This is a genomic window from Paraburkholderia sp. BL6665CI2N2, from assembly GCF_004366535.1.
Taxonomy (GTDB): domain Bacteria; phylum Pseudomonadota; class Gammaproteobacteria; order Burkholderiales; family Burkholderiaceae; genus Paraburkholderia.
Map to the genome: position 1 here is coordinate 2,646,082 of NZ_SORC01000001.1, position 11,694 is coordinate 2,657,775.

At 63.3% G+C, this 11,694-nt stretch carries 9 protein-coding genes; 1 reads left to right on the plus strand and 8 read right to left on the minus strand.

Annotation, left to right across the window (positions count from 1 at the left end; translation table 11 throughout):
• Positions 1 to 17 precede the first annotated feature (17 nt).
• The 8 genes from B0G81_RS11795 to B0G81_RS11830 form a co-directional block, all read right to left on the minus strand.
• Positions 18 to 1,331: an aromatic ring-hydroxylating dioxygenase subunit alpha gene (locus B0G81_RS11795; protein WP_134135536.1), complete on the minus strand. Its 1,314-nt coding sequence runs from the start codon at positions 1,329 to 1,331 to the stop codon at positions 18 to 20.
• Between the two features lie 73 nt (positions 1,332 to 1,404).
• The gene (locus tag B0G81_RS11800; RefSeq protein ID WP_134135537.1) at positions 1,405 to 2,181 is read right to left on the minus strand and encodes an electron transfer flavoprotein subunit beta/FixA family protein; all 777 of its coding nucleotides are present in this window, start codon (positions 2,179 to 2,181) and stop codon (positions 1,405 to 1,407) included.
• Positions 2,178 to 3,362, minus strand: coding sequence for an electron transfer flavoprotein subunit alpha/FixB family protein (locus B0G81_RS11805; RefSeq protein ID WP_134135538.1), 1,185 nt, complete (start codon positions 3,360 to 3,362; stop codon positions 2,178 to 2,180). The genes B0G81_RS11800 and B0G81_RS11805 overlap by 4 nt, the downstream gene beginning before the upstream one ends.
• Positions 3,363 to 3,366: 4 nt before the next feature.
• Positions 3,367 to 5,280: a (Fe-S)-binding protein gene (locus B0G81_RS11810; RefSeq protein ID WP_134135541.1), complete on the minus strand. Its 1,914-nt coding sequence runs from the start codon at positions 5,278 to 5,280 to the stop codon at positions 3,367 to 3,369.
• A 2-nt stretch (positions 5,281 to 5,282) separates the two neighbouring features.
• The gene (locus B0G81_RS11815; protein ID WP_134135543.1) at positions 5,283 to 7,346 is read right to left on the minus strand and encodes an NADH:flavin oxidoreductase; all 2,064 of its coding nucleotides are present in this window, start codon (positions 7,344 to 7,346) and stop codon (positions 5,283 to 5,285) included.
• 47 nt (positions 7,347 to 7,393) lie between these two features.
• Complete coding sequence (locus tag B0G81_RS11820) at positions 7,394 to 7,930, minus strand: DUF5943 domain-containing protein (RefSeq protein WP_134135545.1); 537 nt, start codon at positions 7,928 to 7,930, stop codon at positions 7,394 to 7,396.
• A gap of 53 nt (positions 7,931 to 7,983) precedes the next feature.
• Positions 7,984 to 8,955: a dipeptidase gene (locus B0G81_RS11825; RefSeq protein ID WP_106280831.1), complete on the minus strand. Its 972-nt coding sequence runs from the start codon at positions 8,953 to 8,955 to the stop codon at positions 7,984 to 7,986.
• Between the two features lie 18 nt (positions 8,956 to 8,973).
• Positions 8,974 to 10,248: a serine hydroxymethyltransferase gene (locus B0G81_RS11830; RefSeq protein WP_134135547.1), complete on the minus strand. Its 1,275-nt coding sequence runs from the start codon at positions 10,246 to 10,248 to the stop codon at positions 8,974 to 8,976.
• A gap of 442 nt (positions 10,249 to 10,690) precedes the next feature.
• On the opposite strand from B0G81_RS11830, the gene B0G81_RS11835 reads away from it, so the two are divergent.
• Positions 10,691 to 11,686: a GlxA family transcriptional regulator gene (locus B0G81_RS11835; protein ID WP_106280835.1), complete on the plus strand. Its 996-nt coding sequence runs from the start codon at positions 10,691 to 10,693 to the stop codon at positions 11,684 to 11,686.
• Positions 11,687 to 11,694 lie beyond the last annotated feature (8 nt).

An 11,694-nucleotide genomic window follows, 5' to 3' on the forward strand; every position in this document is an offset into this window, starting at 1 on the left:
TGGTTGCAGCGTCGCGCTCAGCGCATGAAGGACACGACTTTTTCGCCATGCGAGGCCGGCGCGGTATCGCCGGCGTCGTGGGTTTGGGGCGCATTGCCGTAATCCGCCATGCGCGCGATGTACCACTCGCAGAATTTTTCCACGAGACCTTCCGTGAACGGCGAATACGGACCCGGCTCATACGCGCTGCTGGTCGCGCCGCGCTGCGAGTATTCGACGAGCGCGCGGTCCTGGTCGTTGGTGGCGCGCCACACGGCTGTGAGGTTGTTCACGTCGTAGTCGATGCCTTCGCGAGCATCCTTGTGAACGAGCCACTTGGTGCGCACCAGCGTCTTGCCGGCCGAGAGCGGAATCACCGAGAAGCTGACGATGTGATCGCTCATGAAGTGATGCCACGAATTCGGCTGCGTCCAGAACGACAGTCCGCCGAGGTCCGCCTGCTCGAAGCCGCCGAGCAGTTTCTTCGACGCCACTTTCGCGTCGAGCGTCTGCGATTCGCCGTCGCGATCGAGCGGCAGGCGTTGCGTGCGGAAACCCGTGACCAGATCGGCCAGCCGTTCGATTTCCGCCGACGGCAGTTTCATCGCCTCCCATTGCGCGGTACGGCGCGCCACGGTCTCTTCGAACGCGGCCATGCCCTCTTCGTTGGCCGGCGTGCGTTGATAACCGAAGCCGTATTCGTAGAGCGAAACGGTCAGCTCGGGATGGTTCGCGACGCAGTGATAGCACTCGCGATTGTTCTCCATCGTGAGCTTCCAGTTGCCGTCTTCGATAATGTCGATCGAGGCCGCGATCTTGCATCCGGCCAGATCGTGCGGCTGCAGATACGGTTCCATCGCCGCGCGCATCACGGCGAAGTCGGTCGGCGGATTGTCGGCGAGGCAAATGAAAATGAGGCCCGCCAGGTTCTCGACATGCACGGACTTCAGACTATGTTTGCAGCGGTCGAACTGATCGCCCATGTGTTCGGCGAACATCAGGTCGCCGTTCAGGTTGTAGGTCCAGCTGTGATACGGGCAGACGATATTGCCGAGCGAGCCTTTGTCGGTATTGCACAGGCGCGCGCCGCGATGGCGGCAGACGTTGTGAAACGCCCTCACCTGCATGTCGTCGTCGCGTACGATCAGGATCGAATCGTTGCCGATCTCCACCGTGATGTAATCGCCTGGTTCCGGCACGTCCGGTTCCACCGCAACCTGGATCCAGTGTTGCCGGAAGATTGCGTCCATGTCGAGCGCGAAAATATCCTCGCTCGTGTAGAACGGCGCTTCCAGCGTGTAATTCTTTTTGCGGCGTTCGATCATTGCGCGAACGTCTGCCGAAACTTTCATTGTGTGCTCCGTTGCATGTCACGTCTGGCGCCGCGCCAGGCCCTCCTGGACGCGTGCTGGCCCGAACCGGAAATCAGTAATCCACGAGTTGATGCTCGCGCAAATACGCCAGGATCACTTGTGCTTTTTCGACAGAACTTCCTTCAATTACGACGCTGCCGCCACGGCTTTCGGTTGTCGTCGCCGAGAGCATGCGGGCGTGGCCGGAGCGCTTTTCGGCCGCGGCGAGCCGCATGGGTTTGGCGGCTGCCGGGCGTACGGTCCAGGCGAGGTCGTCGGGGTTGGCGGCGGCAGGCGCCGCAACCGGGCGGATCGTGCCTTCGCGCAAGCGCGCATACGCGTAGGTCGGTGCGGCGTTGGCGAGCGGATGCACGGCGATCAACGCGGGCAGCCGCACTTCCACGCGGCGGCGCAAACCCTTCGGCATGAATTGGCGGACTTCCGCGCAGCCGTCGCGCAGCGTGATGTCGACGGCGGCGCCGACCAGCGGCATTTCCAGCGCATTGGCGACGCGATACGGCAGCATGCCGCTGTCGAACGCGCCTTCAGCGCGCGTGCCGGTCAGTACGAGGTCGTAGCCACGCAGACGCGCGACGAGCGGCGCCGCTGCGTCGGCTTGCAATTCAGGCGTTGCGGCTATTTCGAGCACTTCGACTGAGCGTGCGCCGAGCGCCAGATATTCCTTTAACGCAGGGTTAGACGGATCGCCCGCATGCAACACGTCGAGCGTTGCGTTGTGCGTTTTGGCAAGCGAAAGCGCGAGAGTCAGCGCGGCGGCGTCGTTGCGGCTGTAGCGCGCGGTGCCGCTCACCGGATGACGGCCCACGGAAACGAGGACGGCGATCTTCATGCCAGCGCTCCTTCGGCCACAGCCGTTGAATTCAGCAGCGCCGCACCGGTTCCGCGTGCCATGCGCGCCGCGGCCGCCGCTTCGTTGAGCGCCGCGATGGTTTCCTGTGCGTCCGCGATCACCGTGAGATTCGCGCGTTTGGCGATCGGCGCGCTGGCGTCGAGGTTCACCGCGATCACATGCCGGCAATCCTTGATGCCTTGCAGATGCTGCACCGCGCCGGAAATGCCGAACGCGATATAGACGCTTGCCTCGACGGTCTTGCCGGTCGCGCCGATCTGTTTGTCGCGGGTGAACTTGCCGTCGTCCACGGCAACGCGGCTCGCGCCGATTGCCGCGCCCAGCGTGACCGCGAGACGCTCGAACGCCGGCACGTCGGTCACGCCGTTGCCGGCCGAGACGATGAAATCCGCTTCTTCGAGCGCCAGTTGCGCGGCGTCGATTTCCTCGATGCCCAGATCGCGCACTGTGCCGTGGCCTTGCTGCTGCGATGCAGGTTCGCCGTCGAAACGCCACATGACGCGTTCGCCCGCACCGACAAACGGCAGCTTTGCATCCACTGCGTTGGGCGCGAGCAGCACCACCTCGGGCAAAGCGCGCGAGGCGAACGCTGTATTCGCTTGAACATAGCTCGCCACATGCGCGGCATCGATCTCGACGACATGCGCCGCCACGCTTGCATTCGCGGCTGCGGCATAGCGGCGGCCGAGATCGCCGTCGCCGGTTGCGTTGTCCGGCAGGAAAATGTGCACCGGCGCGTACGCCGCGACACACGCAGCCAGCGCGTTCAATTCGTCCAGCGGCGCAAAATTGCGGCGGTCGAACATCGGCAACTCGATCAGTTTGTCGGCGCCGAGCGCGGCAGCATCGCCGCTGAACTCGCCGAATACCAGCAGCACGACTTCGGTCGCGGCGTCGGCAATCAGCGCCGCGCCGGCCAATGTCTGGCGCGCGTGGTCGTCCAATGCGCCACGGTCCGCATGCGCGGCCACGAGTATCACGCGCTGAGGCGCCGCCGTGGTGCGGCGCGGTTTGGCCTGTTCGCGGTGCAAGGCGCCGGCGCCGTGCGTGGCCGTTTCCATTGAACCGGCCGCACCCACTACGCCGAGCGTGATGCGTTTGAGTCCGTCTGCCGTGATCGTGAACGGACGGCGCGGATCGATTCGTTTGAGCGTGTTCATCGCGTTACCCCAGCGCCGCTGCAACCAGTTCGGCGACGTCCAGCACTTCCGGACGCGGCCCCACCACGCCTTCGAGCATCGCCGTGCAATTCGGACAGCCCACCGCGACGATCTCCGCGCCGACGGTTTTCGCGTCGTCGATACGGATATCCGGAATACGCCGCTTGCCCGGAATATCGGTTAAGGGTGCACCGCCGCCACCGCCGCAGCAGCGTCCGCGCATGCCATTGCGCTCCATCTCCACGACCTTGATGCCGATGGTCTTCAACAGCTTGCGCGGCGCTTCGGTCTCACCGTTATAGCGGCCCAGATAGCACGGGTCGTGATACGTGATCTTGCGATCCGCGAAGGCGGCCACCGCGCGCGGCGTCAGCTTGCCGCTCGCGACCAGTTGCTCGATCAGTGCCGTGTGATGCTGCACTTCGTAGAAACCGCCCAGCGCGCGATATTCGTTGCGCAGGCTGTGCAGCACGTGCGGATCGGCGGTGACGATCTTGCGGAACGAGTACTGCGAGAGCGTGCCGATCAGCTTCAGCGCGAGTTGCTGGAAGGTGGCCTCGTCGCCGAGACGCCGGGCCGTGTCGCCGGTATCGGTTTCTACGCCGCCTAACACCGCGTAGTCGATACCCGCGCGATTCAGCACCTTCACCAAAGCGCGTAGCGTGCGTTGATAGCGCATATCGAACGCGCCTTCGCCGGCAATCAGCAGCACGTCCACCGGACGGCCCGGCTGCGCGACCTGCACCTGTAGATCGACGGCCCAGTCGTAACGCGCGCCGATGTCGTAGCCGTTCGAGCTGCCCGTCTCGCGCAGATTCGCGAGCGTGATCGGGCCTTTGCCCGGCACGCTGCCTTCCACCAGCGTCTGATTGCGGCGCATATCGACGATCGCGTCCACATGTTCGATCAGCATCGGGCATTCCTGCACGCACGCGCGGCAGGTCGTGCAGGACCACAGCGTGTCCGCTTCGATCATCGTCGAGATGAGCGGCTTATCGGGTGCGCCGGCATGCTTGCCGAGCGGAATGCCCGGCGTGGGACTGCCCGCGTATTCCGCGTCCGTGCCGCCTACCATGCCCGTGACCAGATCCTGAATCAGCTTCTTCGGATTGAGCGGCTGACCGGCGGCGAACGCGGGACAGGCCGCTTCGCATTTGCCGCACTGCACGCACGCATCGAAACTGAGCAACTGATTCCAGCGAAACTCGACCGGCTTGCCGACGCCGTATTCTTTCGCGTCGAGCAGCGGCGCTTTCAATGCCGTAGGCGGCACCACGTCGTTGTCATTGCGCTCGGCAAAACGCTCCTGACGCGGATGAAACGCGAGGTGCAGCAGACCGGCGAGCGCGTGCTTCATCGGGCCGCCGCGTGCCGCGCCGAACGTCATCGCAAACGCGCCAGCCGCGATCAGCAGCGCGACGATGATCGCAAGCGCGCCGGACATCGCACCGGCAGGCAGTGCGATGAAGAGCACGAGACCGAGTGCGAACGAGCCGAGCAACAGCGGCAGATGATCCCAAGGTCCGCGCGAAAGCCGCGCCGGCACCGCTTTCGCGCCATGACGCCGACGCCAGACGAACACTGCGCCGACCAGCATCACGAGCGCGGCGAGAAAGATCAGCTTGTCGAGCCACGGCGAGTAGATCGCCAGACCGTAGTTGACGAACACCAGCGCCATCGCGAGAATCGCGCCGCCCGCGGTCGCCACGTGCGTTTTGGCGATGTACGGATCGCGCGCCACCACATGATGCAGATCCACGAAGTAGCGCTTGGGAATCGACAGCAGATTGGTCCAGCCGTACGCGCCCGCCGCCGTCGCGCGGCCTTCGCGCCAATACGCGGCGCGTTTGACGAGCGCGAACGCCAGACCAGCCACCGACAACCACAGCAGGACGGTGATGACAAACACGGGGCTCATCGTCAGAAATCCTTGCAAAGGCGCAGCGCGTCGTAGATCGCGCCGTGAATGTTGTGCATGGAAATGCAGTCGCCGACACGGAACAGCAGGAAGCGGCCGTTGCCGAGTTCTTCGCTCAAAGACGGCTGCGGCTCGGAGGCGAACAGCTTATGCACGTCCACCTGGCCGCGATTGACTGACTCCGGCTTGAGCTTCCAGTACAACTCGTCGTTCGGCGTGCTGCCGTTCTCGATCACCACCTGATCGACCGCGCGCTCTTCCTGCTCTTCGGTGTACTCGTTGCGGATCACGGCGATCTTCTTGCCGTCTTCCTCGTAGACCTTGTCGAGCCAGTAGTTCGGCGTATGGATCACGCCTTGCGCGTAGAGCCGGCGGTAGAAGATCGGGAAGGTGGTGCCGCCCACATCGTCGGCAACCTTCACGTCCGGCGTTACGATCTCGACGTTCGAACCGCGGCTCGACATGAAGTCGGCCACGCCCGCGCCGGCATGCGTGCTCACGCCGTCGTACACCAGCACGTTCTTGCCCGGCTCGACCTTGCCCGAGAGCACATCCCACGAACTCACGGCGAGACCTTCGTCGACGCGCCACGCCGCCACTTGCGACGTGAACGACGAACCGCCCGTGGCGAGCACGACGATGTCCGGCTTCTCGGCCATGATGGTTTTCTCGTCGGCGGCGACACCGAGGCGCCGGTCCACGCCGAGGCGCTTCGTCTCCATGTCGAACCAGCGCACGATGCCCGCCATCTGTTCGCGCTGCGGCGCTTTCGCGGCCAGCATGATCTGGCCGCCGACGTAGTCGTTCTTCTCGAACAGCACCACGTCGTGGCCGCGCGACTTCGCCACGCGCGCCGCTTCGAGTCCCGCCGGGCCCGCGCCGACCACCACCACCTTGCGCTTCGGCCCGCGCGTTTTGGCGATCACGTGCGGCATCGTTTCTTCACGCGAGGTCGCGGCGTTCTGCACGCACAGCACGTCGAGCCCGTTGTACTGGCGGTCGATGCAATAATTCGCGCCGACGCACTGCTTGATTTCGTCCTCGCGGCCATCGCGAATCTTGATGACCATATGCGGATCGGCGATCTGCGCGCGCGTCATGCCGACCAGATCGACCATGCCGCTGGCGAGCAGGCGCTCCGCCTGGCCCGCGTCGCGAATGCTTTGCGCGTGCATGACCGGCAGCTTCACCACCGACTTGATGCCCGCCGCGAGATGCACGAACGGTTCGGGCGGCAGCGCCATCGGCGGCATGCAGTTGGCGAGCGTGTTATGCGTGTCCGCACCCGAGCCGATCACGCCGAGGTAATCGATCAGGCCAGTTTCGCTCATCGCCTGGGCGATTTCCTTCAGTTGTTCGTGATCGAGTCCGTCTTCATGGAACTCGTCGCCACACATGCGCAAGCCCACACAGAAGTCCGCGCCAACTGCTTCACGCACGGCCTTCAATACTTCCGTACCGAAACGCAGGCGGTTTTCGAGCGAGCCGCCCCACTCGTCGGTGCGAAAATTGGTGCGCGGGCTCCAGAACTGGTCGATCAGATGCTGATGCGCTGCCGAGATTTCCACGCCATCCATGCCCGCGTCTTTCACGCGCTTCGCGGCCGCCGCGAAGTCGCTGATGATGCGGCGAATTTCCTCGACTTCGATGATCTTGGCGTTGCCGCGATGCACCGGCTCACGCACACCGGACGGCGACATCAGATGCGGCCAATGCTCGCCATGAAACGCGGAACGGCGTCCCATGTGCGTGGCCTGAATCATGATTTTCGCGCCGTGCGTGTGCATGGCTTCGGCGAGCCGCGCGAGCGGATCGATGATCTTGTCGGTCGACAGATTCACCGACTTCCACCAGCCTTGCGGACTGTCGATCGACACCGGGCTCGAGCCGCCGCACACCGCGAGGCCGACGCCACCCTTGGCCTTTTCTTCGTAGTAACGGATATAGCGGTCGCCGGGCAGGCCGCCCGGCTCCGCATAGACCTCCGCATGCGCGGTGCTGACGATGCGATTGCGCAAGGTCAGCTTGTTCAGCGTGAGAGGCTTGAAAAGGTTCGGGTAACGCATTGCGATCGACCTCGGAATGGAGTGCTTTTTTGCGGTGCCGTGCGCGCTCAGGAAGCCAGCGGCGACACTTCGAACACGCAGTGGTCGTGGTGCTCGGCCGCGCATTGCGCTTCTCTCGAATGCGACGGCGGGCCCTTGCGCGACGCGTCCGGCGCGGTGTCGTTGACCCAGTCCATCGCGCCCGCGAACCAGCCGGCGAACATGTAGCAAAGCTTGCCGACCTTGTCCGGCTGCGCCAGCACGAACGACGAGTGATGCAGTTCGATGCGCGCGTGCGAGTTCGACGGGTCGGCTTCGGTGATCGTGAAGATGCCCCAGCCGCGTTGCGACAGACGCTTCAGGTAATGCTCGAACACCGCCATGCCGGCGAGGCCGTGCTGCTTCGCTTCCTTGTCGCACCAGAAATACGCGGACTTGTAGCCGGCCTTGTAGAGAATCTCGGCATACGTGTCGAGGCCGAGCGCTTCTTCCACGGCGGTGTGGTTGTTGGTGAAGAAGTGACGCGGCACGTACAGCATGGGCAGCGCGTCGGTGGTCCAGACGCCGGTGTTCGCATCGACGTCGATAGGCAGTTGAGGTTGCATGTGGAGGCTCCGGTTTTTATGTGTGCGAGTGAGGTTTCAGCAGCGCTGGAAGGTCACACCTTCCAGACTTCGCCAAACACCCGCACCCAGTTTTCGCCCATGATCTTCTTGATGCGCGTCTCGCTCCAGCCGGCGCGTTCCATCGCGGCCGTCAGGTTGGGAAACTCGCCGATCGTGCGGATGCCTTCCGGATTCACCACCTTGCCGAAGTTCGTCAACTGGCGATAACGGCCCTTGTCGTGCGTGATCCAGTCGAAGAACTCCGTGCTGTAGCCTTGCGTGAAGTCGGTGCCGATGCCGACCTGATCTTCACCGATCAGATTCACCACGTACTCGATCGCTTCGATATAGTCTTCGACGGTCGCATCCGGGCCGCGCTTGAGGAACGGTGCGAACATCGTCACGCCGACGAAACCGCCCGCGTCCGCGATCTCTTTCAGTTGCTCGTCGCTCTTGTTGCGCGGATGCTCTTTCAGACCCGACGGGCAGCAATGCGAGTAGCACACCGGCTTGTTCGACGCGGCGATCGCCTCAGAAGAAGTCTTGCCGCCCACATGCGAGAGATCGACCATGATGCCGACGCGGTTCATCTCCTGGATCACCTCGCGGCCATAGCCCGACAGGCCGCCGTCGCGCTCATAGCAACCGGTGCCTACGAGGTTCTGCGTGTTGTAGCAAAGCTGCACTACGTTCACGCCGAGGTCCTTGAACGCCTCGATATAGCCGAGGTTGTCCTCGAAAGCATGCGCGTTCTGGAAGCCGAAAATGATGCCTGTCTTGTTCTCTTTCTTCGCGCGGAAAATGTCGTCCGTGGTGCGCACCAGTGTGAGAATCTCGCCGTACTCGCGAATCTGCTGCTTCATTTCGGCGATGTTGTCGACGGTCTTCTGGAAGCTTTCCCAGACTGAGACCGTGCAGTTCACCGCGGTCACGCCGCCCTTGCGCATGTCCTCGAACACCGAGCGCTCGAACTTCGAAATGTTCAGACCGTCGATGATGATGCTGTTGTCGTGCAATGTGCTCATCGTGTGCTCCAGGCGTACTCAGTAGATGGGAAAGCGTTCGCACAGCGCGAAAATCTCGCGGCGCACGCGTTGTTCGGTGGCGGCATGGCCTTCGGGTTGGTCGCGCAGCGCGTCGAGCACCTCGACGATCAGCCGCCCGATTTCGCGGAATTCGCTGACGCCGAAGCCGCGCGTGGTGCCCGCGGGTGCACCCAGGCGGATGCCTGAAGTGATCGTCGGCTTCTCGGTATCGAAGGGAATGCCGTTCTTGTTGCAGGTGATGCCCGCGCGCTCCAGCGCCTGCTCGACCTGGTTGCCTTTCAGGCCCTTGGGTCGCAGATCGACCAGCAGCAGATGGTTGTCCGTGCCGCCTGTCACCAGATCGACGCCGCCTGCCTTGAGCACTTCGCCGAGCGCCTGCGCATTCGCGAGCACGCTGTCGATGTAGGTCTTGAAGCCCGGTTCCAGCGCTTCGCCGAACGCGACCGCCTTGCCGGCGATCACATGCATCAGCGGGCCGCCCTGCAAGCCAGGGAACACGGCCGAGTTGATCTTCTTCGCGATGTCTTCGTCATTCGTCAGTACAAAGCCGCCGCGCGGACCGCGCAGTGTCTTGTGCGTGGTCGACGTCACCACGTGCGCATGCTCGACCGGATTCTGGTGACGCCCCGCCGCGATGATCCCGGCAATGTGCGCCATATCCACCATCAACTTTGCGCCGACGCTATCGGCGATCGCGCGCAGTCGTGCAAAATCCAGCGCACGCGGATAAGCCGAAAAGCCGGCGATCAGCAATGCGGGTTTGTGCTGCTGCGCGAGTTCTTCGATCTGTTCGTAATCGATCAGCATCGTGTCGCGATTCACGCCGTACTGCACCGCGTTGAACCACTTGCCCGACATGGCCGGCTTGGCGCCGTGCGTGAGGTGGCCGCCCGCGTCGAGCGACATGCCTAGCACCGTGTCGCCCGGTTTCACCAGCGCGAGCATCACCGCGCCGTTCGCCTGGGCGCCGGAATGCGGCTGCACGTTGGCGAATTTCGCGTTGAAGAGTTGCTTGATGCGGTCGAGCGCCAGCGTTTCGACCACGTCGGCGTATTCGCAACCGCCGTAGTAACGCTTTCCCGGATAGCCTTCCGCATACTTGTTGGTCAGCACCGAGCCCTGCGCTTCGAGCACCGCGCGCGACACGATGTTTTCCGACGCGATCAGTTCGACTTGCGACTGCTGGCGCTCGAGCTCTTTCAGAATAGCGCCGCGCACCGCTGTATCGCGCGTGGCGAGCGTTGCTTCGAAGAAAGGATTCGGGTTCGACATGGAAGGTCCGTGGAGTCGTTGACGGAAGGCCGGAAGCCGCGTCTGGGCTTTGCCTGGCCCCTGCTACTACCGGTGTGCATTGCGTCTATTCTTGACGCTCGCCTCGCCCGCCAATTTATGAATTCAGACGCGTTCTTTGCCTTTTCCGCCATACGCGTCCTTTTTTCACAAGTCGGCGCTGCCGCGCTCCCTCGCTTGACCGAACGAGCGTGCAGAACGCGTGTTCATGCTGCACTGCACGCGAACGCCGTGCGCGCTTCAGGTGCGCAAGCGGACCCGTACGGCTCTGTTCTGGTGCCACCTGTTTAGTTATCCGAGCCGTATACGGGGTAACCGAGGGTTTAGCCTGATGGCACGGTAGTTGCCATAGTCATCAAAATTAAAGAAGTCGCTGCTCCCCACGGCGACGTGACATTACAGATTCGAAGGAATCATTCCTCTCATGTCCACCGATCGCACGGCGTCGTTGTCGCATTTCGCTTTCATGCCGGTTCCCAACTTCACCATGATTGCGTTCACCAACGCGATCGAAGTCCTGCGCATGGCGAACTACCTCACGGGCCAAACGCTTTACCGCTGGTCGATCGTGAGCCCCGACGGCGGCCCGGTCACGGCCAGCAACGGTTTGTCGGTCGATACGGGACCGGTCGAATGCGTCGGGCAGCCGGACATCGTGTTCGTGGTCGGCGGCATCGACGTGCAGCGCGCCACCACTCCCGCCCATCTTTCCGCGTTGCGCCGCTTCGCGCGGCTGGGTTGCGTGCTCGGCAGCCTGTGCACCGGCACCTACGCGCTGGCGCGCGCCGGCTTACTGGCGGGTTATGCTTGCGCGATTCACTGGGAGAACATGTCGGCGCTCAAGGAAGAGTTTCCCGACACGCGCTTTCTGAAAGAACTGTTCGTGATCGATCGCGATCGCGTCACGTGTACCGGCGGTGTGGCGCCGCTCGACATGATGCTGAACCTCATCGCGCCACGCGTCGGCACGGCACGCGTCACGCAGATCGCCGAGCAGTTCATCGTCGAACATGTGCGCGACACCAGCGCGCAACAGAAAATGCCGCTGGTGGCGCGACTCGGCTCGGCCAACAAGTCGCTCTTCGAAGTGATCTCGCTGATGGAGAACAACATCGAGGAGCCGCTCTCGCGCGAAGAACTCGCGCGCCTCGCCGGCATGTCGCAACGCCAATTGCAGCGCCTGTTCCGCGAACATCTGGGCATGACGCCAACGCATTACTACCTGACGCTGCGTCTGCGGCGCGCGCGCGAGTTGTTGCTGCAAACGGATATGTCGATCATGCACATCACGATGGCATGCGGCTTCCAGTCGGCGTGCCACTTCTCGAAGAGCTATCGCGACGCGTTCGGCACGGCGCCGACGCGCGAGCGGCGCAAGCAGGCGCCATCGCTTGCTGCGGTACCGGTGCTGGCGGCTTGAGGCGACTG